Source organism: Acinetobacter sp. V102_4 (assembly GCF_031799005.1).
GTDB lineage: Bacteria > Pseudomonadota > Gammaproteobacteria > Pseudomonadales > Moraxellaceae > Acinetobacter > Acinetobacter calcoaceticus.
Map to the genome: position 1 here is coordinate 175827 of NZ_JAVQNR010000033.1, position 25590 is coordinate 201416.

Sequence of the window (25590 nt, forward strand, 5' to 3'; positions counted from 1 at the left end):
TTTAATTTTATGATTTTCCCAAAGCGGCGTTGCTAAGTAATACCTTCAAAATTTCAGAATCACCACCATCACTGTCTGTCACTAATAAAAAGACTTCGCCATCGGATCTCGACTCGAACCAAGTAATCCCTTCAACCTTGATTGGCAGCGTCTGTCCTTTCGCATCTTGAATCAAATGAGCCGCTAAAGCATTACCCTCAGGCGAAAACACCAAAATAAAACTTCCCAAGACAGCGCCGTCATCATATGTATTGAGTGTTTGTTCGACCGCAGCTGTAGCAACAATCAAATTTTTATCCGCTAAAAGACAAGCATCTGAAATGCCACTTGCTGAACCATCAAGCTCAGCTAAGCTCAGTTTGAGCGAATGTATAAGTGCATTTTCTAAGGATTTTCCTGCTTGAATTTTGATTAAATCAAAGACTAAAACCCCATGATGGAGATTTATGTTACCACGTTGAAAGATATAGAGATAACGATGGTCTGAACATATGGCTTCTATATTGAGATCAGCCCCGCCTGTTAATTCAACCTGATGCTGCAAAAAATCATAATCAACCGCATCCAAGAAAGTTCTGACCTGATCATTGGCAGGGTTATAGAGTAATGCTCGTTTTCGATTTTCTGTAGAACCCGAGCCCATCACCAAAAGCTGTGATTGTCCGTTCCAACTTATGGAGGTTAAAGCTTCAAAATCAGGCTTCTGTTCTTTGCTTAATGCACTTAGCGGTATTTGCTCTGAAGGATCAAATAACGGAATTTTTTCAAAGACCGTTGCATCAGCCATGTTCTGGGCTCGATTGATTCTTAATAAATAAGGGAGATTATCACCAACAAAATAAACATCATCTCCCACACAAACAACTCCAGACAGTGCGCTAACCACTGAATCTTGTGCAAAAACAAATCGTTCTAATATTTTGATCGTTGTATTCATCTTCAAGATCCCCTATTGAATGGAACACTCCTCACAAGAATAAAGCTTTTGAAGTGTTCCTGATTTGATTTAGGGGATGATCAGCCGTTATCGCTGATCAAGCGGTACCCAGTCAATTACCCAAGCCGATTTCATATTTAAACTTGAATCAGAAGTAATTTTCTTACGGGCTGCATCTGCTGTATCACGGTCTTTCGCTGGTCCAACCATAATACGGATTCCCTTGCTGGTTTGGCTCGTAGTTACCTTGTAGCCTTTAGCTCGTAATTTAGAAACAATTGCATCTGCATTTGCTTGGTTAGCAGCCAATGCAACTTGCACCATCCACTTTTTATCACCATTTTCCAGCAGTTCACGCGCTTTTTCAGCATCAGCTTTTTTATCAGCTTCTGCTTTGCGTTTAGCATCTGATGCTTTCTTATCAGCTTCTGCCTGACGTTTTGCTTCAGCTGCTTTCTTATCTGCTTCTGCTTGACGTTTTGCTTCAGTTGCTTTCTTATCAGCCTCTGCCTGACGTTTTGCTTCAGCTGCTTTCTTATCTGCTTCTGCTTGGCGTTTTGCTTCAGTTGCTTTTTTATCTGCTTCTGCTTGACGTTTTGCTTCAGCTACTTTCTTGTCAGCTTCTGCTTGGCGCTTGGCATCAGCCGCTTTTTTATCTGCTTCTGCTTTTGCACTATCTACAGATTTTTTCTTCACATCAGTTTGTGGACTTTTTACTTTACCATCGCTGCCGACAACTTCCGGCGGAATATTGTCTGAACTTTCTTGAGCAGCTGTACGACGTGCATTAATCGCAGCATATTCGGCAGCCGCTTTACGAGCAGCATCGGCTTCAGCTTGCTGTTGCATGGCTAAAAACTCAGCTGCGCGTGCTTCCTGTTCTGCAACAGCCTTTTCACGCGAACGGCGTTGTTCTTCTAGCAACCGCTTCTCTGTTGCAACATCAACCGCTAGAGGTTGGAGTTGTACCATTTGTCCTTCAGTTGCTTGTTTTGGCTTAGTTTGAGTTTTTGGCGCTGTGGATGCGTCTGGCTGAACTTCAACCTGCTTTATTTCTTCATTTCCTTTTAGAAGTAATGCTGCCAATAAAACACCACCACCCAGTAAAACAACACCACCCATCCAGCGTTGTTTGTTATTCATTGACATTCTTCCAAATACTCCCAAATCGCTTCTAAAGTATGAAACGAACCACAGGCCAAAATCAGCTGATTGTTATTTGTTTGCTCAAGCGCTGATTTAAATGCCTCTTTGATATTGCCATATTGTTGTACTGTCTGACCTTGCAAGGCATCATTGAGTTGCTGAATCGATGCAGCACGCGGCACATTCAACTCAGCAATTTTCCAATGTAAAACAGTAGGTTTCAATAATTCGACTACTGATTTTATATCTTTATCTGCCAGCATTGAAAATACTGCGACAACTTCTGTGTACTGTTTATTGTATTCTAAGAAATTTCGCAATTGCTTTAACAAAAATTCAACACCATGTGGATTGTGTCCGGCATCAAAAATTACCGTTTTCCCTTCCACTTGACGCTGTTCAAAACGCCCGGCTAGGCGTGCAGCTTGAATACCTTTTTCTAAAGCAGACTGAGAAATTTCAAGTCCGCTATTTAAAATGGCTGCAACCGCCCCCGCAATATTTTCGATGGCTAAACCACCTAAAGGAAGCTTTAAAGTGGTTCCTTCTGAAGCAAAGTACCAGTTTTGCCCATCATCGGCGAGTTTATAAAAATAATCACGATTAACGGTATATAAAATTGCTTGTGTGCTTTCTACTTTATCTTGAATTGCTTGAGGTAGAAGTTGTTCGCCAGCAAAGACAACCGGAATTTGTGGACGAATAATGCCTGCTTTTTCAAAAGCAATTTTTTCAATGGTATCGCCTAACCAATCGGTATGATCTAGGCCTATATTAGTAATAATCGCAACATTGGGATCAATTACATTAACAACATCTAAGCGCCCGCCCAAACCGACTTCGAGCACCCATACATCGCATTGCTTTTGTTTAAAAATGACAAAAGCAGCCAAAGTGGTTGCTTCAAAAAAAGATAAGCTTAAATCACAATCGCGACGAGCCTGATCGACTTGAACAAAAGCATCAATCAGACTTTGATCATCGACTTCGACTCCACCTAATTTGACTCGTTCATTAAAGCGATAGATATGGGGTGATTGATATAACCCAACTTTATAACCCTGCTCATTTAATATAGCAGCTAGTGTAGTTGTAGTTGAGCCTTTACCATTCGTTCCGGCTACTGTAAAAACTTTAGCAGTAGGCTGAGTTACACCCAGCTTTTCTGCCACAGGAATTACACGTTCCAGACCAAGATCTATCCCTGTAACGTGAACATGGCTCCAATAATTGAGCCATGTATCTAAAGAGTCTATTGAAAGTGGAGCTTGTTGATTCAAGGTAAGTTCATCAATTTCGATACAAGTCGAGATACAGTATCACGTAAAGCATGACGATGAACAATCTGATCGATTACGCCATGATCAAGCAAATATTCAGCACGTTGGAATGGCTCTTCCAATGTTTCACGTACAGTTTGTTCAATTACACGTTTACCTGCAAAGCCGATCATCGCTTTCGGTTCAGCAATATGAATATCACCTAACATTGCTAAAGAAGCTGTTACACCGCCATATACCGGATGTGTTAACACCACGATATAAGGTAAACCTGCATCTTTTAATTTTTGGATCGCCGCTGAAGTACGTGCCATTTGCATAAGTGACAACATGCCTTCTTGCATACGTGCGCCACCAGAAGCTGCGAAACAGATTAATGGTTGACGTTTTGCAATAGCAAGTTCAGCAGCTTGAACAAAACGGTCACCTACTACAGTACCCATAGAGCCGCCCATAAAGTCGAACTCAAAAGCACAAGCAATCATATCTACGCCATTTAAATTGCCTTGCATTGCAATTAAAGCTTCTGTTTCACCAGTTTTGCTTTGCGCTTCACGCATACGGTCTGGATATGGTTTAGTGTCGACAAACTTTAATGGATCTTTCGCGCTAAACTCTTGACCTAATTCAGTCACTACATTATCGAAGAACCAATTCAAACGATCACGAGCTTTCATTCGTAAGTGTTCATCACACTGCGGACAAACATATGCATTGAAAGAGATTGCTGTACGTGTCACTAGAGCATGACATTCAGGGCATTCAATCGTTGGCTCAGTAAATGTTGCTTTGAGAATTTGTTGCTCATTTGCGACTTCAATACCTGGAACCGGACGTTTTGTCCATGGTGTCGAAGGGCTAAGAACTTTCCCTGATTTCACTTCTTGATTCATACTAACTCATCGAGCGCTGCTCGAAGCTCCTTGACTTTATTCACCGTCTGTTCAACAGCGTCATCCGCTGCCAACGTTGCAAAATTTTTAACGAAAGCACTACCTACAATCACAGCATCAGCAACACTACCCATTGCTTTTGCTGAAGCGGCATCACTAATACCAAAACCAACACCAACTGGAATATCAGTGGCATTTTTGATTTTCTGAATACGTGCAGCAGCTTCTGCCGTATCTAGTGTTGCTGCTCCTGTTACACCTTTAAGTGAAACATAGTAGATAAATCCACTTGCCTGATTTGCCACATGTTGAATGCGCTGGTCTGTAGATGTTGGCGCGAGCAAGAAGATTTGATCCATGTCATGTTGCTTCAACACAGCACCAAACTCTTTTGACTCTTCTGGTGGTAAATCCACCAGCAATAAGCCATCTACACCACACTGTTTCGCATGAGAAATAAACTTCTCATAACCAATCACTTCAACCGGATTCAAATAACCCATTAAAACAACAGGTGTATCCTGATCCTGTTCACGGAACTCCTTTACCATATTAAGAGCATCTAATGTGTTAGTCCCTGCTGCAAGCGCACGTTCAGCTGCAAGCGCAATTACCGGACCATCAGCCATTGGATCTGAAAATGGTAAACCAAGCTCAATGACATCTACTCCTGCCGCAACCATTTTATGCAGTAACGGAACTGTTACTTGCGGTTGTGGATCACCCGCCATAACATAAGATACAAGCGCTTTACGTTGTTGGGACTTAAGCTTTTCAAAACGGGTGGCAAGACGTGACATAGGGTTGTGCTTTCCTTGAATTATTTAAAATTGAGGAGTTGTTTGTAGAAATACAAGAACATCGCATTTTAACGCTATTTTTTGTCCATTGAACAGGTCTAACGTTATGGCGATATTCGATTGTATGATTCATACAACCCATGGCGTACATTTATCAATATTTTGAAACTTTTCTCAATGATCAAAGCTTCCTATTTTCGAGCCATTATTAGATCGTCATCTGAATAGAAAACCATCCAAAAATGCCTATTTCACTGCATTTTTATTGGTTAGCTGTAATTGTCTTTTTCTTGTCAGCAAGGTTTGTCCTGTCAAATTTTTATGGGCCCGTGCAAGTGCTGACTGGTCCGAATATCCCAACTGCTCAGCAATTAAAGTAAGGCTTGCATTTTGGTTGAGTAATATCTCACAACGTCTCATGCGCTCTGCATCTAAAATTAATTTAAATGAAGTGTTTAATGACTGTAGCTGGCGCTGTAAGCTTCGTACTGAAATATTCAACTCGATGGCAATATCTTCTATTTTAGGCGCTTGCTGTCTTTGCTTAAAACATTCATGCACGATCCAATGTATTTGCTGAGCTAAATCTGTTTGTATTTTACGCTGAGCTAACGCCTCTTCTGCCTGTTTCACCAAAAGTTGCATTAAGGTCGGGTCTGCATGTTGAGGGCGAATACTTAGTCCCTCACTTGCAAAAGTTAATGCATAGTAAGGTTTCCCAAATGATAATTTGCATTGAAAGAAACGCTGATAGTGCACTAACGGACCACGTGCGCTGTGCACAAACTCAACTTGTTGCAAGAGAAAATCATGCAGTGGGGCTATTTGTTTAGCAAGTTGTACCATAGCTGCCAAGGTCAATTCACAAAGTATGATATTACTGTCATCAACCAACGGCCAATACAAACGAATTTTAGAAGCATCTTGCTCGATTTGCATAGGCACGACTTGCTCACCGTCAATCACCAGACGGTGAAACTTCATGATATATTCAAGAACCTCTGCAAAGCTACCACTTCGGGATGCCATATATCCCAATACACCAAAATTGGCAGGTGTAATACAAGTTGCCATTTCCAAAGCTAAATTGGAAACTTGTAATCGAGATTCGGTCAGCTCTAAAAGCTCAAGAAAAAAAGTTAAAGGTGATTGAGCATCGATAGATGCAGATAAAATGTTTTGAACTTGGCGAACTTGAACATCTGTTAGATTTAATGCCTGCCAGTCCATCCCCTTTTCTTTTAAGTAAGTATTCCAAAGGTAAAAATAACCATTTGAAATCGTAAACTCCTGCATGGCGCATCCTTTTTTTACTGCCACCTTGTCGTAAACTGTATAAAAATTGGCAATAACTGTCAAAACAAAGCCGACCAGTCGCGACATACTAGTGAACATGTTAGATGCGAGAAATAAAAATATGAACGCACATGTTTCTTATCAGGTCGATCCAGTGGTTCGTAAAGATCTAGATTTTCATTTAAACGAAGCACCTCGCTTTTGGTTTAATAATGATCCTTTTTTGACTCGTATGTTCGATGCACTCAGCTTAACCTTTCCAGATGGAGAGCGTTATTTTATTGAATGTGTTCGTATGTTCCGTGACAAAATTGATGATCCAGAACTACAAAGACGAGTTGTGGACTTTATTAAACAAGAAGCTCAACATGGTATTGCTCATGACAAAATGAATCAGATCATGAAAGAGCAAGGCATGCCTGTTGACCAGTTCACGACCACGCTGAAAAGGATTTTCCGTTTTGAACTGACAAAACGCTCACCTCAATACAACATTGCCATGACTGCTGCTGCTGAACATTTAACAGCTTTAATGGCAGAGACGTTTTATAGCAACAAAAAAACATTGGAAAATGCACATCCGTATGTTCGAGCACTGTTTGCATGGCATGCCATTGAAGAGATGGAGCATCGAGATGTTGCATTTGACGTAATGAAGCAGGTAGGTGAAGTGCCTGAGTCAACACGTCGCTTTGTATTAGTTGCTACAACAGTATTAATGTTTGGTTTTACACTTTATCGTACCAATGTCATGTTGAAATGTGATGGTTTTAGTTCTAGAGAAAGACTCTTAATGAGCCTTAAGGGTTTACCTTGGTTTTTTGGTAAAAATGGCACATTAACAGCCATGAAAAGCCAATATCTGGACTGGTTTAAAAAAGACTTCCACCCAAGTCAGCATCCGGTAATTCGTCAATATCCTATTTGGATTGAAACACTCGAAAAGACAAATGACCCTATTGCAGCTGGTGAGGCATTCTGGCAAGCAGGTTTATAACCTGCTTGTTACCATTTTGCGTAATGTTGTTCTAGTAAACCGTATTGCTCATTGCAAGTGATGACATCATTCGTCTCATGCTCAATCGTGCCACTAATTTTAGCTTGCCACTGATTGAACTGGCTTCCAATCATTCTTAAATTAATATTTTCGTATCTACACCAACCAATATGGATTTGTAGATTAAGCTTTTGATCTAGAGAACTAATTTGCCAAAGTTCATCATTTACTTTTTCAAATAAAACATCAGTTAATGGAAATAAAACCCCATTAATCCATAAACAGTTTTCATTACCAAAACTTTCATTAACACCAGAAGCTAAATTTAGACCAATACGTCTGCCTTGTTCATCCCAAAAATTACATGAAAGCCAAAACCAAGCTGTTTCAGGTCGCAAAAAACCACAAGTATCATCTAAAGATGCAAAAGTCTTTTCATCAAATTGTACAACTTGGTTTTGTTTATTAATAAACATCCCCTCTACACCCAGCGTGGTCTGCTTTTGAGTATAGGTCCAACCATTAATTCCTGTCGGTGTACATAAACTTAATATATCGGTGCCAGCACAAAAAATCCGAGCACTGAGTTGAATCTCACCATATTTAGTGACTCGAATGTACCGCACACCATTCGCATGCTGAATATCAAATTGATAAGGCGATTTAGAAAAATAGCTTTGATTAAACAACGGCTGTTCATCAAGATAGGTTTTATGCCCTAAAGGCTGAATCGCATTCCATTCAATGACCTGCTGGGTTTCATGATCATAAATATAGAAAAAACCGTGACCGACCCAGCCAATATCTGCAATTGCTAGACCAATACTATAGTGCTTATGTTGAATGCCACAGAATTTAAATTTCTTGTATTTTAATTGCTTACGCCAGCCTTTTAAGACCTTACCATAAGGGGTTTTATAAATATAATGTTGTACATGAATGGTTGACGGTACAGATTCAAAACGCCCATAGCGAGGCTGTCCATTTTCTTGAATTAAATCCATTTACCCACTTCCATATGAATATTAGATTTCAAATGACCTATACCACGGTCAAATACGTATTTTCCCAAACTGTTGCAGCAAAATCGCCTTTTATTAAATGAATATAGCGCCCTGCTACACAATCTATCGCTAAGCAGTCATCAATATCAATGACTCGATCTGTATGCGCTTTTTGCCACTGTTGATCTATAAATTGTTTACCCAATTGTTTTGCAATAACCGCATTAGGTGCAACAACAAACTCATAACGATGGAGCTCACCGAACTCATGAGCATTATATCCGCCCAGATTAATTAAATATAACTTTAAGTCATCTGGTTTTGGTGCTGCATCAGTAAAATGAATTTGATAATTTTGCTCTTGAGATTTTACTCCAGAAAGCTTAGCCCAAGCATCAATATGTAATCCTTGAGCCTCACCAAACCAAGCCTGTTTAAGTTGAGGATAAACTTCTTCCAAAGTATCTCCTACAGCCATGACAACATCATGAACTTCTGTATTTGCGCGTGCATGACGCCCACCCAACATTACCATAAACAGACTTGGCATTTTTATTCCCGCTTACATCTCAACCATTTCTACGCCATCAATGCGTGCAACAGTCATTAAATCTTTATCACCACGACCTGAAACGGTCGCAATAATAATCTGATCTTTAGACATCGTTGGTGCAAGCTTAGAGACATAAGCCATGGCATGTGAGCTTTCAAGAGCAGGAATAATTCCTTCGATTTTGGTTAAATCACGGAAGCCTTGTAGAGCTTCTGTATCATTAATCGGCACATACTCAACACGCTTCATATCTTTCAAGAAACTATGTTCAGGACCAACACCCGGATAATCTAACCCAGCAGAGATACTGTGTGTTTCGATAATCTGACCTTGCTCATCACTCATCAAGTAAGTACGGTTACCATGTAACACACCAACGTGACCCGCATTTAACGGCGCAGAGTGTTTACCAGTTTCAATACCAAAACCAGCAGCTTCAACACCATACATTTTCACATTGGCATCGTTTAAGAACGGATAGAACAAGCCCATTGCATTTGAACCGCCACCGACACAAGCAACCAATGCATCTGGTAAGCGACCCGCTTGTTCCAAAATCTGTTTACGCGCTTCACGCCCAATAATTGACTGGAAATCACGTACAAGTTGTGGGTATGGGTGAGGACCTGCCACCGTACCAATCACATAGTAAGTACTATCAACATTGGTCACCCAGTCACGCATCGCTTCGTTCATGGCATCTTTAAGTGTTTTAGAGCCACTTTGCACCGGCACAACAGTCGCACCCAATAAACGCATACGATAAACGTTCATAGCTTGACGCTTAACGTCTTCAGCACCCATATAAACAACACACTCAAGGCCCAAACGCGCTGCAATTGTTGCAGTTGCCACACCATGCTGCCCTGCACCAGTTTCAGCAATAATACGTTTTTTACCAGAAAGCTTTGCCAATAGCGCCTGACCAATCGTGTTGTTTACCTTATGTGAGCCTGTATGGTTCAAGTCTTCACGTTTCAGGTAAATTTGCGCACCACCTAACTCTTTTGACCATCGCTCAGCATAATAAAGTGGACTAGGACGACCTACATAGTAGGCGAGATCGCGGTCGAATTCTGCCAGAAACTGTTCATCATTTTTCATGCGGGAATATAGATTTTCTAAATCTTCTAATGCCGCCATTAGAGTTTCTGACACAAAACGTCCGCCATGGATACCGAAATGCCCTGCAGCATCTGGGTACTGTGTATAGTCAATCACATTATTTTGCTGATCCACGTTGGACTCCTTGCATAAATCGTTCAATGAGTTGTTGGTCTTTTATACCTTTTGCGGACTCTACGCCTCCGCTCACATCTACTGCAAAAGCACCGGTAGTATGAATAGCGTCAATGACATTGTCAGGAGTTAAACCACCTGCCAAGATTAATGGAATATCAAGTTTTGGGAATTTAGACCAGTCAAACTGATGTCCTGTGCCCCCTTTAAGCTCAGGATGCCATGCATCGAGCAAGACAGCACTGGCACCAGCTGCCTGATATTTTTGAATTTCAGCAATAACATCAAGGTCAGGCTTAACCTGAATCGCTTTATACCAGCGACGTTTACAATGGTGAGCTATCTCCTGACATTGTTCTGGAGTTTCATCGCCATGTAGTTGTAATACATCTAGGGGAACACAATCAAGTACTGACTGAATCTCAGTAGCACTTGCATTCACAAACAAACCAACAAGTTGTACATAAGGAGGAATAAGTTTAACTAGTTCTTGTGCCTGCTCGAGTGTGACATGTCTTGGACTTGGCGGAAAAAATACAAAACCAATTGCGTCAGCTCCAGCCGCAACTACTGACTGAACATCTTGAGGGCGAGTAATTCCACAGATTTTCGCTCGTGTACGTTTTTGGTTTGATGGGCTCATGATCTGCCTAAACTACAACCATTTCTTAAAATAAGCGCCATTGTAATGCAATTTTTGTCCCTTGCGTAAAAGTTCTCTGGGAATTGGGCTAAATGACATTGTATGAAATAAATCGCCACTTTATACTGCGTAAAATTGGAAGCAAGTGTAAGCAATTAATGCTTTAGGGAAGCTGGTGAAAGTCCGGCACTGCCCCCGCAACGGTAACAATGTAAAGCATATTTTTTAAGTCGTTCTCGACTTACACCACTGCAATGATGTGGGAAGGTGAATATGTCCATAACTTAAATATGGCGCTGAAGTCCGGAGACCTACTTGTTTCATCTATCTACCCGATCATTCACGTGGGGTGAATGTATGGAGCATGTTATGTCTAAGACTTTTCAACCTACTCGTCTGGTAGGGGCTATCGCTATTGCGATGGGGTTTTCACCTGTTATTTTTGCTGAAGATACAACCAACGCAACTCAGCTTGATCCAATTGTAGTGACTGCTTCAAAAAGTGCTGAAAAAGCGAGTGAAGTTCCGGCTCGAATCAATATTATTGAGCCAAAAGTTCTCGAACAATCACCTATCGCATCTTTACCACAATTATTACAAACAGATGCATCCATTAATATGGTGCAAAGTGGTGGTTATGGACAAATAGCTTCAATTTTCTTGCGTGGCGGCAAATCGGAACAAGCTCTTATATTAAGAGATGGTGTCCGTCTAAATTCAGCAACGTCCGGTACAGCATCACTCGCATTTATTGATACAACTGATATTAAGCAAATTGAAATACTTAAGGGTCCTGCCTCTGTTTTGTACGGCACTGATGCAATTTCTGGTGTTGTACAGCTAATTTCAAAAACACCTGAAAAAACCTCAGCTTTTGTTACAGGTGAGATTGGTGAAGATAAAACTTATAAATCTGTTATCGGTGCTGATTTAGCAGAGGATGGTTTTTATGCACAAATTCGTGGTCAACGCCTAGAAACCGATGGGACACCTGTAAAAGATATAAAAAATGCTCCCAATGCCTCATTTGATCAAAAAGGTTATAGTGCAAAGGTAGGCGTTGATAAAGAGAATTATGCCGCTTCTGTTGATTATAGTGAAAATGAAGGCTATAGCGATTATGACAATAATGGCAACCTCATTTCTCAAGATTTTAAAAATGAAATCATTAATGTCAAAGGACGTGTAAATATTCTTGAGAATTTAGCGTTACACGCACGCGTCTCTCAATTTAAAGATGATATCGATCAAAATAATTCGCCAGATTATGTACATAGCAAAACCCAAGAAGCTGAAATTTATGGCCAATGGGGCTTTACACCAAATCAAAAATTATTATTAGGTGTAACACATCGAAATATTGATGGTGACGTTATCTCATACGGTACGCCATATCAGGAAGATATTGATTCAACAGGCTATTATATTCAACATAAATATGATCAGGCAGGATTAAATACACAGGTTGGTCTTCGTGTGGAAGACAATGAAAAATTCGGCACACACACCGTTGCTCAAGGCTCTGTCCGCTATCAAGTTCTACCATTAACTAGTATTTATGCAAATATTGGTTCAGCCTTTAAAGCACCGACACTTAATGACATGTATGCTTATGGTGGCAATCCGGACTTAAAACCAGAAGAAAGCTTTTCATATGAAATTGGTCTAGACCAGAAACTAGCCTATAATATTTCAACTGGTCTATCGCTATATACAACTGAAGTCGATAATCTCATTGATTTTGATGGTGTTCTTAATCAAATGAGAAATCTTGATAAAGCTAAAATGGAAGGCAGTGAACTTTATATAAAATGGCAAGGTGAAAACCTATTTACAAATTTAAGCTATAACTATGTCCGTGCTAAAAATAAGACTAATAATGATGATTTAAGCCGTCGTCCACGTCAAAATATTGCTCTAACAGCAGGTTGGACAGATGAACGTTATACCTTCTCAACTACGATGCTTGCAAATGGCGATTACGACAATAGTGCCTTTGACGATGTCCAAATTCCAGGACATTTCCGTGTAGATATGCATGGCCAATATAAGATCAATAAGAATATAAATGTTTTTGCTAATATTCAAAACATAAGTGACTCTAAATATCGCACCGCATATGGTAGTGGAAGCTATTATATTAACGGCGGCCGCCTTGCATCAGCTGGTGTGACCTTAAGCTACTAAGCAAAACTTTATTATAAAAATATTTTCTTAACTCCAGTTTCGGGGTAATGTTCTGACCGACATTATCCCCTTTTTTATGTTCAGGATATCCATCATGGGACACCGTTTAAGCAAAATCTATACACGCACAGGCGACTCAGGTACAACAGGTTTAGGCGATGGTTCTCGTGTTGCCAAAGATGATTTACGGATTGCAGCACTTGGTGATGTCGATGAACTAAATGCCATTATTGGCGTTCTTCGAGCTCAAATCACAGCCAGTCAAGTGACCGACAAAGCAAATTGGGATAAGAGTTTGAGCTTAGTTCAACACTGGCTTTTTGACTTAGGCGGCGAGGTTTGTATTCCAAACTACAATTTACTTCAGCCTGTTTGCATTGAATTTCTTGAAAAAGAAATTGACCGTATGAATGAAGACTTACCGATGCTGAAAGAGTTTATTCTACCATCAGGCTCTTTAACTTGCAGTTATGCCCATCAGGCACGTGCTGTTTGCCGTCGTGCAGAAAGATCGCTAATGTCAGTACAAACACGCGACCAAAATATTCAAACCACAGCGCTCCAGCTTTTAAACCGTCTGTCTGACTGGTTGTTTGTTGCATCCCGCGCTTTACAACGTGCTGAAGGTGGACAAGAAGTGCTTTGGCAAAAAAATATTAATGAGATTATTTAAAAATAGATTAGATTAAGAATGGTCTCTGCTCTTTTGAAGAGACCATCATTAAAAATAGTTGATAGAAGAAAATTATGCGCATTATTGGTCATCGTGGTGCACGCAAAGAAGCTCCTGAAAACACGCTAGGTGGTTTTCAGCACATAAAAAATCTAGGTATTCGTGGTGTCGAATTTGATATTCGTCAGCTTCAAGATCAAGAATTAGTTGTGATCCATGATGACAACTTTTTACGTACCGCAGGAATAGATCAAATTGTTGAGCAATCTAATTTGTCTCAAGCATTATCATTTGATCATCGTCAAAACTGGCCCAATTGGCCAAACTCTGAACCAACACCTACACTTACAGGCGTTTTAAACTTACTTGATAACTTCGATCATATTGAAGTTGAAGTAAAAGCGGTAAGAGACATGGCTTTAGCAGAAAGACTCGTTCAAAAGCTTGAGACTGAATTGCAGGGTTATGAGAAAGTCGTAACAATCACAAGTTTTGACCTTCAAATTTTAACTGCTTTACGTGAGATGAATTCTCAATTTAAACGAGGCTTATTGGTTGAACTTCCAGTGGGTGCAATCGCAATTGAACTCGCTCATCAATATGGTTGCTGTCATATTGGCTGGCATGATCAACTCGCAATAGATGAAATGATTCAGCTTTCACAACAAGCAAACCTAAATATTAGTGTTTGGACAGTAAATGACATTGAACGAGCTAAATTTTTACGGGATTTAGATGTACAGGGGCTAATTACAGATATTCCAACTACGATGTTACAAGCTCTGTAAATATAAAAAAGGTGGTAAAACCACCTTTTATTATTTCTTTTGTGCCTGAATCAATCGCTGACCGCTTTGGTCAAGCAAATAGAGTGTATTCCCTACCAACTGAAACTTTTGAATACGCTGTAAAGAATCAATCAACTCTGCCTCTTGAGCCAATGCGCCATCACAACTTGAATGTCCTGCATTGACCTGCATATCAAGCTTCTGTTGACTGAAATCAAAAGTATATCGACCAAAAACGCCATTGCAGCCCGTATGGCCTGATACTGTTTTGACAGCAGAATTTAAAGAAAGAACTGGCCATTGATTAAAAAACTTAGCCTTGTGACCATTAATCTGGGTAATCTGCCAATCAATATCTTGAATCCCATCAGGACTTACTCTCTTTTTTACTACAGGAGGTTGTACGCGATGGACTGGTTTTACTTGAGCTTTCTGGCCTTTCTGAATATTTTGTTGTGGGGTACTTTGACATGCGGCTAATACAAGACTGATTGTGACCAAGACACACTTCAATGATAATTTTCTTGCAATATCAATGCTGTTCTTTTTTTTCAATCGTTGTACGTTCATTAAACAACTTCTCCTACTTGAAAAACTCTGTGACATGGTTTAAATCTGTTACCGTTCTTTCAATACATCTGTACAATAATGTTAGTGATTCTCACTAAGCACGTGCTAATATGAAGGATAGAATAGCAATATATCTTGATGATTGGTTTTGCTATGTCGTTTTGTCTTTGTACCTTGTCTGACAAGGTTTCTAGGAGCGCTGCCGGATATGACTTCCGCCCCACTCAAAGCCCCAATTAACTGGACCGCTAGCATTACCTTAATTGGTTTACCAATTCTTGCTGCAATCATAATCCCGATTTATGCGTATTATTATGATTTTAGTGTAAGTGCATGGGTAAGCTTATTTTTTCTTTTAGCTCTAAGTAGTATGGGGATTACTGCTGGTTACCACCGCCTTTGGGCTCACCGAGCTTATGAAGCGTCGTTACCACTTAAAATTCTTTTAATGATTGGTGGTACATTTGCCGTACAAAATAGTATTTTGTTCTGGGCATCTGGTCACCGTACACACCATCGACATGTTGATCATGTTGATGAAGATCCATATTCAATTAATCGTGGTTTTTGGTATGCCCATATGGGTTGGATGATCCGTGATCATTCACCATCTGAGCCAGATTTTAAAAATGCACCAGACTTATTGAACGATAAACTGGTCATGTTCCAGCATAAATACTATGGTTTACTCGTAGTTGCAGTTCATGTTGGAATTTTAGGCTTAATTGGTTGGGCAACTGGCGATTTGTGGGGTGTAGTCCTCATAGGTGGTCTATTACGTTTAATCATTAGCCATCAAGTGACTTTCTTTATTAACTCGCTTTGCCACATGTGGGGTAAACGTCCTTATACAGACGAAAACACTGCACGTGATAATTTCTGGTTAGCCATTGCTACCTGGGGCGAGGGTTACCATAACTATCATCACATCTTCCAATACGATTATCGTAATGGTGTGAAATGGTGGCAATATGATCCAACAAAATGGTTGATCTGGTCATGTTCTAAACTTGGTTTAGCTAAAAATTTACGTCGTATTCCAAGCTTTAATATTAAAAAAGCAGAATTGGCGATGAAATTTAAATACGCTGAACAAGACCTTGCTATTTATGGTCACAATGTAAATGCTGATATGACTCAGATGAAACAACGTATTGCTCAGGAATACGAAGCTTTTACCCATACATTAAATGACTGGGCAAAGCTAAAAGAGCAAGAACTACAAGCGAAAAAAGCAGCAATGGCTGAAAAGATTCATAGAATGGATCACAAGCTTAAAGTTGATTTTCAATTGCTTGAACACCGTTTAAGTCATCATCGTGAGTGTTTAGAAACTTTAATGCGTAACATTAAAAAGAACACTAATGTAGTATCAGACTAAAATAAGTTCTTATCTAAAATAGCTCTTTCGGGAGCTATTTTTATGCCCGCTTTTTAACTATGGTATAGTGAAATCTGCTTTCTCTATTTTGCCAAGCCCATGCAATTTAATCCGCTTTACTCTTCACTTCCGTCTAAATTATTCCATGTTCAGCAACCATCACCTTTACGTGGTGCAAAAGCAGGCCATTTCAATACTGCTTTGGCTAATGAGCTGCAATGGTCAGAAGACGAAAAAAATGCATGGGTTGAAATCTGTAGCGGACAGCGTACTTTCTCTGAATTTCCTTCTCTTGCTATGGTCTATGCTGGTCACCAATTCGGACAATGGGCGGGACAACTCGGTGATGGTCGTGGCTTACTGATTGCGCAAATACTTAATACAAAGGGTCAAACCATAGATCTACATCTAAAAGGTGCAGGCCCGACACCCTATTCAAGAATGGGAGATGGACGCGCAGTGTTGCGTTCTGTGGTTCGTGAATATTTAGCTGGGCATGCTTTAAATGCTTTAGGAGTCGCTTCTAGTCACGCGGTAGGTTTTACAACCTCCACTCAAGGGGTACAGCGCGAAAAACTAGAATTGGGAGCAATGTTACTAAGAACATCTGAATGTCATATCCGTTTAGGGCATTTTGAATGGATTAATCAATACGCTCCAGAGTTGCTGCCAGAATTCACTCAAAAATGTATTGAGTGGCATTATCCTGAGTGTCTAGAAACTGAGAACCCTATTTTATCCTTTGCCAAAAAGGTGGTTGAGCGTACTGCAATCATGATTGCAAAATGGCAGTTGGTTGGATTTGCTCATGGTGTGATGAATACAGACAATCTTAACATTACTGGTTCTACACTTGATTTTGGTCCATATGGCTTCATGGAACGCTTCCGTCCGAACTGGATCAATAACCACTCGGATTATCAAGGCCGTTATACTTACCAAAATCAACCAAGTATAGGTCATTGGAATTTATGGACGTGGTTAAACAACTTAATCCCTCTCGCTGAGCCTGAACAAAAGGATCAGTTCAAAGAAGAGTTAGCGCGTTGCTTAGAACAATTTGAACCAACCTTCATGGAACATTACACAACTGGTTTATGTAAAAAAATGGGATTACCTCATTTTCATAAAGACAGCCTTGATTGTAGTTTTAGTTTTTTAAAAATCTTACAGACTGAACAACTCGACTACACTCAGAGCTTTATCCGACTTCAAAATAAAGAATATAAAACTCTACGAGATGATTGCCTTGATATTCGACAGTTTGATGAGTTTCTTAGCCAATATCAAAGCATTCGTGAACATCAAGATACAGATGAGCTTGATGCGAATATGCAAAAAGCTAATCCAGTTTATATATTACGGAATCACATGGCTCAACGTGCTATTGAAGCAGCTGAACGAGATGATTTTAGCGAAGTAGACCGTTTGTTTAAGCTGCTTGATCAGCCGTATACAAGACAACCAGAACTTGAACAGCCACAAGATTTAGGTCCTTTACCCAGTGACGTACCAGATGTAGCGGTAAGCTGTTCTTCTTAATATTTTAAAAGACTAAAACTCTCTTAAGCCGCTTCAGTGATAGCTTAGAGAGTTTCTTAAACATTAAAGAATAATATATGAAAATTAGACCTATCATTATTTGTACACTTCTCATGATTCCATTGGGAATCGCTTTTTATAATTATGAAAAATATTTACCGACTTTTACCTCATCCCATAAAGCTCTTTCAACCGAAGAGATCTTAGAACTAATCAAGACCAAGCCCATCACCTCAATTGAAGTATTTAAAAATCAACGCGTACTTCTACTCAAAAATAATGAGGAAGTAATCCGTCGTTATCCTATTCGTCTAGGCTTTAATCCTAAAGGACATAAACACTTTGAAAATGACGGTAAAACACCTGAAGGGGTTTATTCTATAGATTGGCGAAACTCACAAAGTGCGTACTATAAATCTTTGCATATCTCCTATCCCGATGCGAAAGATATTGCTTATGCCAAGCAACATAATCAACCAACTGGTGGAGATATCATGATTCATGGATCTGTTCCAAAGTCCTTTTTATCTATACCTTTTAGCTCGACTTATATGCCACATAAGGATTGGACTTTAGGATGTATCGCCGTTAGAAATTCAGATATAGACGAGATTTGGCAATTCGTGCCAAATCATACAAAGATTATAATTTATCCATAAAATCTTTAAAATTATCCACATTTTCTGTGGATAACATTGTGGTTATCCACAGAATAACTTTTGTGAGTGCTTATTCTTCTGGATATTCGAAGCGGTAACCTACACCGTAAACTGCTTGAATCCACTCATGGCGGTTACCAGTTTCAGCCGCTTCACTAATTTTTCGACGCAAGTTTTTGATATGACTGTCAATCACACGATCGGCAACGTCAAAACTATCTGGATTAATATGATCCAATAATTGTGCTCGTGAATAGACTTGTCCAACATGCTCTAAAAATAGCTCAAGTAAACGAAATTCGGTTGGTGTTAAGCTCAACGATTTTTGTTGATACCAAATTCTTTGCTGTGCTTTATCAATTCGGAAAGAATCATTTTGTTCAGGCTCTGCCTTACGTTCTAAACGACGTAAAACGGCCTGTACGCGAGCAACCAACTCTTTTGGGCTAAACGGTTTACATACATAATCATCAGCGCCCATATTCAGACCCAAGACGCGGTCGATTTCTTCGGTACGAGCAGTCACCATAATAATCGGCAAATCTGACTGTTCACGAACCTTACGGCAAATGGTCAAACCATCCATTCGTGGAACCATTAAGTCCAGAACCATTAAATTAGGTTTACGTTGCTGGAAACTCGCATAAGCATCTTGACCATCATGAAACATACTTACTTCAAAACCGGCAGCTTCAAGATAATCACGCACTAAATGCGCCAATTCGACTTCATCTTCAACCAACATCACATGTTTCATGAGATATTTTTCCTTTTATATTTAACTCTGCTTTTTAAAAGTGAGTACACAACGTAAACCACCTAAGGGTGAATGTTCAAAACTGAGTGTACCACCGAGCGCCTGCGCAATTTTACAAGACAAAGCCAAGCCTAGCCCTGTTCCACCTGTACTACGCGTACGCGAATCATCTACGCGATAGAATCGTTCACCTAAACGAGATAACTGCTCATCATTTAAACCAAATGGGCTGTCATCAACATACAAAGTCCACTCCTGCGGAGTTTGAGCTGTATGAATATGAATTTTGCCACCTGTTTCTGTGTAACGAATACTATTACTAATTAAATTAACAATAATCTGTTTAAACCGATCACGATCTAATAATAGCGGAGAACTTGTTCCTTCAACTTGAATTTCGAGACCAGCTTGCTCAAGTTTCGGTTTAAAGTTCTCAACCTCTTGTAATACAACTTCCCATGGATTGACAGAACTCAAATAACACTTAAGCTGCTGGGCATCTGCCTGCGCCAAGTCTGCAAGGTCTTGTGTTAATTTTTTCAGGCTTGAAACCTGACGCATCATCGCTTCAAGATGTTCAGGGGTTGCCTTTCGAATTCCATCTTGCATTGCTTCAATTTGTGCTTGCAATACAGCCAATGGCGTTTTTAATTCATGGGAAGTATCCGCTACCCATTGACGACGTGATTCTTCATGCCGATGTAAAATCTCTGCCAAATGGTTCAATTGGGTGGATAAATCACCTAATTCGTCATTTCGTTTAATAACAACTTGATGCTGATAATTTCCTTTAGTTAACTCATTTGTCGCATTTAATAAACGCTGAATCGGTTTCTTAAAATAAGTCGCCATCAATAGTGCTGCAACTAAACTTGAGAGCAAGGTTAAAGCATAAATTAAGAGTAAATAACGCTTTTGATTACTAAAGAAATTAATACTTAAAGCATCTTCTTTATCTAAAACGGGTTTTAAGCCCAAATATCCCACGACTTGATTGTTTAAGATAATCGGGCGAAATGACATCTGATCTGAAGAAGGCGGTTCACCAACCACAAACTGGTGATTTGCATCATATAAAGATAAACGAGAACTTAAACCCAAACGGTCAGGTAAAGCAATAAAACGCTTCTTACCATTTTGAGTTTCAATATCTTTTAAGCTCCCCTTCTTTGACTTATTTTTATCATCACTTGGACGAAACTGGTTTGCACTTAAAGGGAAACGTAGACCTTCAAACGGTTGATATTGAGAAGGTAAATTTTGCTCAAGCGTTTTTAACTCTTCATCGCTAAAAATAGTATTTTTATTTGTTGGCGTAACTTCGGGTGAAATATTGATGAGGGCATGTTCATCGAAAGAGTGCTGTTGTATGGCAATATCATATTGACGACGAAGCCACCACTGCGAGAGGCGATCATAATCATCGGGAGCCGCAGTCCCTTCGATTTGTAAAATTTGTGCCTGAATCGCATTTCCCCAATCATGGTACACCGTATAGACATTGCCAAGATTAGTAATGAGACGGTCGAGCTTTTGCATTTCAACGTCGGCCACATATTTGGCAAAGTTCTTTTGCATTGTCCAGTGCAAAACACTCAAGCTTGCAGTCGCAATAAGCAATGTGGTGAGCAAGACTGTTAAAAATAACCGTAATGCAATGGGAACACGTAGAACGTTCAAAAGCACTCTCTCATTTTTACCCTATATTTGGCATTGTAACCAACAACGAAAAGAAAAACTCTCCATTGTTTCTACATCTTTATTATCTAATCTTTAAGCCAATGGTAAACACAACATTAAAAGGCTTTAAATATGAAAATGACGGCAAAAATTGCATTATTCAGTGCGGCAATTGTAACAATGGGAAGTTTAGCGGCTTGTCAATCGACGACTCAACCACCTAAGCCAGAACGTGGCATGATGCAAGATGGCCCACGTGAAGGCCACCACCGTATGAAACATCGTGAGTTCACACCAGAACAAAAAGCAGCATGGGAACAGCACCGTGCAGAACGTCAAGCTCGCTTTGAACAAATCCAAAAAGCATGTGATGGTAAGGCCAACGGACAAGCAGTAAATGTTCAAGTTGGAGATAAGACACTTGAAGGTACTTGTAACCTTCGTTTTGAACCAAAGCGCCCTCAACCACCAGTTAACGCCCCTGCTCCTGCATCAGCTCAAGCAAAATAATTCTAAAAATCATGAAACAAAAGGCGCCTATAGGCGCCTTTTGTTTATACATAACTATTTACGATTTTGACTATTTGTATCATATAAACATAACCAAAAGTGTTTACACTCAAAGCACTTAGCTAGTTTAAGCATTTTTTTCTTGACTTTGCAGTCACAAAGTAAAGGTCCTGAGGTGCTTGTGCAGTTATGCAAGTTGTTGCACGATGTAATAGTCCAAGGTGCCTCATGGCACATTATCATAGATTAAGATTATAACTCTGGTTTCACCAGTATTGAGGAACCCGATATGCCACAATACAAAGCGCCCTTACGTGATATGCAATTCGTTTTGCATGAATTATTAAATGCTGAAGAACACTATGCAAAATTACCTGATTTCCAAGGTAACGTAAGCCGTGAATTGGTTGATCAATATTTAGAAGCTGCGGCAGACTTTTGTGAAAATGAACTTTCTCCTTTAAACCAAGTTGGCGACCGCGAAGGTTGTACTTGGAATGATGGCGTAGTTACCACTCCAACAGGCTTTAAAGAAGCTTATCAAAAATATATTGAACTTGGCTTCCCGTCTTTATCAGCAGAAGAACAATACGGTGGTCAGGCTTTACCTAACTCTCTAGGTATTGCAATTTCTGAAATGGTTGGTACAGCAAACTGGTCTTGGGGTATGTACCCAGGCTTGTCTCACGGAGCTGTACGTACATTAGAACATCATGGTTCTGATGAACAGAAAGATACTTATTTACCAAACCTTGTTTCAGGTGTTTGGACAGGTACGATGTGCTTAACTGAATCTCATGCAGGTTCGGACTTAGGTATTATCCGCTCTAAAGCAGAACCAAATGCTGATGGTAGTTATGCAATCTCTGGCGAGAAAATCTTTATCTCTGCTGGTGAACACGACATGGCTGAAAACATCATCCATATCGTTCTTGCACGTTTACCAGGTGCACCGAAAGGTACTAAAGGTATCTCATTATTCATCGTTCCTAAATTCCATGTAAGTGCAGATGGAACTATTGGCGAGCGTAATGCGGTACGTTGTGGTTCTATCGAACACAAAATGGGTATTCATGGTAACGCAACTTGTGTCATCAATTTTGACCAAGCTAAAGGTTACTTGATTGGACCTGAAAACCGTGGTTTGAACTGTATGTTCACCTTCATGAACACAGCACGTATTGGTACTGCTGTTCAAGGTTTAGCAGCATCTGAATCATCTTTCCAAGGTGCGTTAACTTACGCGAAAGAACGTTTAGCAATGCGTTCACTTTCTGGTCCGAAAGCTCCAGAAAAAGATGCAGATCCGATTATCGTTCACCCTGCTGTACGTAATATGCTTTTAACTCAAAAAGCGTTTGCTGAAGGCGGCCGTGCACTTGTTTACTTACTTGCTCAATACGCTGACATCGTTGAAAAAGGCGAAACAGAAGAAGAGCGTAAGTTTGCTGACAACATCTTGTCTTTATTGACTCCAATTGCAAAAGCATTCTTAACTGAAACTGGTTCTGAGTCTGCTAAGCACGGTGTTCAAGTCTTCGGTGGTCATGGTTTCATTTCTGAGCATGGCATGGAACAAATCGTACGTGATACACGTATTTCATGTTTGTATGAAGGTACAACTGAAATTCAGGCACTTGATTTGTTAGGTCGTAAAGTATTGCAAACTCAAGGTGCAATGCTGAAAGACTTTACCAAAATGGTTCACAAATTTGTTGAAGCAAACAAAGACAACGCTGCCATGAAAGAATTTGTTGAGCCGCTTGCAGCGCTTAACAAAGAATGGGGCGATCTCACTATGCAAATTGGTATGCGTGCAATGCAAAACCCAGATGAAGTAGGTGCTGCTGCTGTAGACTACCTCTACTTCTCAGGTTATATCACTTTAGCGTACCTATGGGCTCGTATGGCACTTGTTGCACAAGAGAAATTAGCAGAAGGTACTAGCGAAGTTGATTTCTACAATGCAAAAGTAACAACTGCTCGATTCTACTTCAAAAAAATCTTGCCACGTGTTCGCTCACATGTAGATGTTATTGCTGGTGGCTTAGATCCATTAATGTCATTAGATGCTGAACATTTCGCTTTCTAACCATAGTTAGTTGCGATATGCAATGTTAAAAAACGAAAAAGGACTGCTCAGTTTTGACGGTCCTTTTTTTATAAAATCAATGATAAATTTACACTTTAAATTCCATATCCATTTCGTTTAACAGGATATCTAGCACAGGCCAATGTGCACAAAAAAGGTGAACGATTATGCCAATTTACAATGCTCCTTTAGCTGATATGAAATTCATCTTAAATGATGTATTCAAAGCAGAACAATTTTGGCAGTCTAATGAGAAACTCGCTCATGTAGATGCCGCAACTGCTGAAGCAATTTTAGAAGAAATGGCTAAATTTGCTCAGAACGTGACTCATCCATTAAACCGTACCGGTGATGAAGAAGGCGCTCGCTATGAAAACGGCGAGGTGTTCACTCCAGCAGGTTTTAAAGATGCATTCCGTCAATATGCAGAAGGCGGTTGGATTGGCTTAGGGGCCGACGAAGAATGGGGCGGTCAAGGCATGCCAAAAATGCTCACCGTTCTTTCTGATGAAATGTTATTTGCAACTAACCCATCATTTATGCTCTACCCGCTTCTTTCTGTGGGTGCAGGCATGGCTTTAAGCAGCTATGCATCTCAAGAACAAAAAGAAACTTACTTACCTAAGATTTATTCAGGCGAATGGTCAGGCACGATGTGTTTGACAGAACCACATGCAGGTACTGACTTAGGTATTATCAAAACTAAAGCTGAACCTAATGAAGATGGTACTTATAACATTACAGGTACTAAAATCTTCATCACTGGTGGTGACAACGATTTAGCAGAAAACATCATTCACTTGGTACTTGCTAAAACTCCAGATGCACCTGCTGGTTCACGTGGTATTTCTTTGTTCATCGTACCTAAGTACTTTGTGAATGAAGATGGTTCATTAGGTGAACGCAATCTAGTTGGTCCAGGTTCTATCGAACATAAAATGGGGATTAAAGCATCTGCCACTTGTGTGATGAACTTTGATGGAGCAAAAGGTTACCTCGTTGGTAAAGAAAACGAAGGTCTTGCTGCCATGTTTGTCATGATGAACTACGAACGTTTATCTATGGGTATTCAAGGTTTAGGTGCATCTGAGTTTGCATATCAAAATGCAGCACAATATGCGACTGACCGCTTACAAGGCCGTAGTGCTTTAGGTGTTCAATCACCAAACAAACCAGCAGATAGCATTTTGGTACATGGTGACGTGCGTCGTATGTTGTTAAACGTACGTGCAAACAATGAAGCATCACGTGCATTTGCGGTCTATGTAGGTCAACAGCTCGATATCACTAAATTCTCAACTGATGCCGAAGCTGTGAAAAAAGCCAATAATCGCGTTGCGCTTTTAACACCTATTGCTAAAGCTTACCTTACAGATACAGCATTCCAAGCAACTTTAGATGCTCAGATGGTATTTGGTGGCCACGGTTATATTCGTGAATGGGGTATGGAACAATGTATCCGTGATCTTCGTATTGCTCAAATCTACGAAGGAACAAACGGCGTTCAATCTCAAGATTTAATTGGTCGTAAAACCATTAAATGTGGCGGTGCGTTCATTGCTGAATACATCACTGAAATCCGTGACTTTGCAAATGACTTAGACACAGACTTGAACTTCATTAAAGATGCCACTTTAGATGCTGCAACTGAAATTGAAGCAATCACTCAGTTTATTATTGAACAAGCTGCTGAAAATGTAGACTTCCCGAACTCAGCTGCGGTTGATTACTTACATGCAGTTGGTTTACTCAGCTTCGCTTATATGTTTGCGAAAATTGCTGCTGCTGCCAAAGATAAATCTGGTGATTTCTATCAAAACAAACTTGCTTTAGCTCAATACTTTGTTGAACGTATCTTGCCAGATATTGATGCGCGTATTGCTAAAATCAAAGCAGGTTCTGACTTAATTATGGGCTTTAGTGAAGATTACTTTACGAACCAAGCTTAATTAAGTTCTTTATA

23 protein-coding genes and 1 riboswitch are annotated in these 25590 nt (G+C 39.9%); of the genes, 10 read left to right on the forward strand and 13 right to left on the reverse strand.

Annotation, left to right across the window (positions count from 1 at the left end):
* Window positions 1-7: 7 nt before the first annotated feature.
* The 6 genes from RMB13_RS04605 to RMB13_RS04630 all read right to left on the reverse strand — a co-directional run bounded on the left by RMB13_RS04605 (window position 8) and on the right by RMB13_RS04630 (window position 6352).
* Window positions 8-937, reverse strand: coding sequence for a DUF6929 family protein (locus RMB13_RS04605; protein WP_311084532.1), 930 nt, complete (start codon window positions 935-937; stop codon window positions 8-10).
* A gap of 87 nt (window positions 938-1024) precedes the next feature.
* Complete coding sequence (locus tag RMB13_RS04610; protein WP_311084533.1) at window positions 1025-2086, reverse strand: SPOR domain-containing protein; 1062 nt, start codon at window positions 2084-2086, stop codon at window positions 1025-1027.
* On the reverse strand, window positions 2077-3363 hold the full coding sequence (gene folC / locus RMB13_RS04615) for a bifunctional tetrahydrofolate synthase/dihydrofolate synthase (RefSeq protein WP_311084534.1): 1287 nt from the start codon (window positions 3361-3363) through the stop codon (window positions 2077-2079). Before folC ends, RMB13_RS04610 begins: the two co-directional genes overlap by 10 nt.
* On the reverse strand, window positions 3360-4256 hold the full coding sequence (gene accD / locus RMB13_RS04620; RefSeq protein WP_017392445.1) for an acetyl-CoA carboxylase, carboxyltransferase subunit beta: 897 nt from the start codon (window positions 4254-4256) through the stop codon (window positions 3360-3362). Before accD ends, folC begins: the two co-directional genes overlap by 4 nt.
* On the reverse strand, window positions 4253-5056 hold the full coding sequence (gene trpA / locus RMB13_RS04625) for a tryptophan synthase subunit alpha (RefSeq protein ID WP_017392444.1): 804 nt from the start codon (window positions 5054-5056) through the stop codon (window positions 4253-4255). Before trpA ends, accD begins: the two co-directional genes overlap by 4 nt.
* A gap of 246 nt (window positions 5057-5302) precedes the next feature.
* A complete protein-coding gene (locus RMB13_RS04630; RefSeq protein WP_311084564.1) occupies window positions 5303-6352 on the reverse strand; it encodes an AraC family transcriptional regulator ligand-binding domain-containing protein in 1050 nt (349 codons plus the stop codon).
* A gap of 121 nt (window positions 6353-6473) precedes the next feature.
* Here RMB13_RS04630 and RMB13_RS04635 point away from each other — a divergent pair, with 121 nt between their 5' ends.
* Complete coding sequence (locus RMB13_RS04635; RefSeq protein WP_311084535.1) at window positions 6474-7349, forward strand: metal-dependent hydrolase; 876 nt, start codon at window positions 6474-6476, stop codon at window positions 7347-7349.
* A gap of 8 nt (window positions 7350-7357) precedes the next feature.
* Here RMB13_RS04635 and RMB13_RS04640 read toward each other — a convergent pair whose 3' ends face one another.
* The 4 genes from RMB13_RS04640 to RMB13_RS04655 are packed head-to-tail and all read right to left on the reverse strand — an operon-like array spanning window position 7358 to window position 10788.
* A complete protein-coding gene (locus tag RMB13_RS04640; RefSeq protein ID WP_003655201.1) occupies window positions 7358-8353 on the reverse strand; it encodes a DUF2804 domain-containing protein in 996 nt (331 codons plus the stop codon).
* A 37-nt stretch (window positions 8354-8390) separates the two neighbouring features.
* Entirely contained in the window at window positions 8391-8903 is a 513-nt protein-coding gene (locus RMB13_RS04645) for a DUF1543 domain-containing protein (RefSeq protein ID WP_199943772.1), read from the reverse strand.
* Between the two features lie 12 nt (window positions 8904-8915).
* A complete protein-coding gene (gene trpB, locus RMB13_RS04650) occupies window positions 8916-10145 on the reverse strand; it encodes a tryptophan synthase subunit beta (RefSeq protein WP_003655197.1) in 1230 nt (409 codons plus the stop codon).
* Window positions 10129-10788, reverse strand: a complete 660-nt coding sequence (locus RMB13_RS04655; protein WP_311084536.1) for a phosphoribosylanthranilate isomerase — start codon at window positions 10786-10788, stop codon at window positions 10129-10131. Before RMB13_RS04655 ends, trpB begins: the two co-directional genes overlap by 17 nt.
* Before the next feature lie 126 nt (window positions 10789-10914).
* A riboswitch (cobalamin riboswitch) is annotated at window positions 10915-11122 on the forward strand.
* 35 nt (window positions 11123-11157) lie between these two features.
* On the opposite strand from RMB13_RS04655, the gene RMB13_RS04660 reads away from it, so the two are divergent.
* The 3 genes from RMB13_RS04660 (at window position 11158) to RMB13_RS04670 (ending at window position 14436) form a co-directional block, all read left to right on the forward strand.
* Window positions 11158-12975, forward strand: a complete 1818-nt coding sequence (locus RMB13_RS04660) for a TonB-dependent siderophore receptor (RefSeq protein ID WP_056483490.1) — start codon at window positions 11158-11160, stop codon at window positions 12973-12975.
* A gap of 94 nt (window positions 12976-13069) precedes the next feature.
* Entirely contained in the window at window positions 13070-13648 is a 579-nt protein-coding gene (locus tag RMB13_RS04665) for a cob(I)yrinic acid a,c-diamide adenosyltransferase (protein WP_003655191.1), read from the forward strand.
* 74 nt (window positions 13649-13722) lie between these two features.
* Window positions 13723-14436 carry a glycerophosphodiester phosphodiesterase gene (locus RMB13_RS04670; RefSeq protein ID WP_311084537.1) on the forward strand — a complete coding sequence of 238 codons (714 nt, stop codon included), beginning with the start codon at window positions 13723-13725 and terminating at the stop codon, window positions 14434-14436.
* Window positions 14437-14466: 30 nt separating this feature from the next.
* Here RMB13_RS04670 and RMB13_RS04675 read toward each other — a convergent pair whose 3' ends face one another.
* Complete coding sequence (locus RMB13_RS04675) at window positions 14467-15006, reverse strand: META domain-containing protein (RefSeq protein WP_005050118.1); 540 nt, start codon at window positions 15004-15006, stop codon at window positions 14467-14469.
* Between the two features lie 208 nt (window positions 15007-15214).
* On the opposite strand from RMB13_RS04675, the gene RMB13_RS04680 reads away from it, so the two are divergent.
* From RMB13_RS04680 to RMB13_RS04690, 3 genes are all read left to right on the forward strand, one after another.
* Window positions 15215-16387 carry an acyl-CoA desaturase gene (locus RMB13_RS04680; RefSeq protein ID WP_017392438.1) on the forward strand — a complete coding sequence of 391 codons (1173 nt, stop codon included), beginning with the start codon at window positions 15215-15217 and terminating at the stop codon, window positions 16385-16387.
* Window positions 16388-16486: 99 nt separating this feature from the next.
* The gene (locus RMB13_RS04685) at window positions 16487-17929 is read left to right on the forward strand and encodes a protein adenylyltransferase SelO family protein (protein WP_311084538.1); all 1443 of its coding nucleotides are present in this window, start codon (window positions 16487-16489) and stop codon (window positions 17927-17929) included.
* 77 nt (window positions 17930-18006) lie between these two features.
* The gene (locus RMB13_RS04690; RefSeq protein WP_311084539.1) at window positions 18007-18588 is read left to right on the forward strand and encodes a L,D-transpeptidase family protein; all 582 of its coding nucleotides are present in this window, start codon (window positions 18007-18009) and stop codon (window positions 18586-18588) included.
* A 70-nt stretch (window positions 18589-18658) separates the two neighbouring features.
* On the opposite strand, the gene RMB13_RS04695 is transcribed toward RMB13_RS04690, so the two are convergent.
* Both RMB13_RS04695 and baeS read right to left on the reverse strand, forming a co-directional pair.
* The gene (locus RMB13_RS04695; RefSeq protein WP_003655179.1) at window positions 18659-19345 is read right to left on the reverse strand and encodes a response regulator; all 687 of its coding nucleotides are present in this window, start codon (window positions 19343-19345) and stop codon (window positions 18659-18661) included.
* 21 nt (window positions 19346-19366) lie between these two features.
* Window positions 19367-21025: a sensor histidine kinase efflux regulator BaeS gene (gene baeS / locus RMB13_RS04700; RefSeq protein WP_005036180.1), complete on the reverse strand. Its 1659-nt coding sequence runs from the start codon at window positions 21023-21025 to the stop codon at window positions 19367-19369.
* Window positions 21026-21157: 132 nt separating this feature from the next.
* On the opposite strand from baeS, the gene RMB13_RS04705 reads away from it, so the two are divergent.
* The 3 genes from RMB13_RS04705 (at window position 21158) to RMB13_RS04715 (ending at window position 25576) form a co-directional block, all read left to right on the forward strand.
* Window positions 21158-21535, forward strand: a complete 378-nt coding sequence (locus RMB13_RS04705; RefSeq protein ID WP_005309618.1) for a hypothetical protein — start codon at window positions 21158-21160, stop codon at window positions 21533-21535.
* A 289-nt stretch (window positions 21536-21824) separates the two neighbouring features.
* Entirely contained in the window at window positions 21825-23627 is a 1803-nt protein-coding gene (locus RMB13_RS04710) for an acyl-CoA dehydrogenase C-terminal domain-containing protein (protein WP_311084540.1), read from the forward strand.
* A gap of 167 nt (window positions 23628-23794) precedes the next feature.
* Window positions 23795-25576 (forward strand): acyl-CoA dehydrogenase C-terminal domain-containing protein, encoded by a 1782-nt coding sequence (locus RMB13_RS04715; RefSeq protein ID WP_004638890.1) that lies wholly within the window; start codon window positions 23795-23797, stop codon window positions 25574-25576.
* Window positions 25577-25590 lie beyond the last annotated feature (14 nt).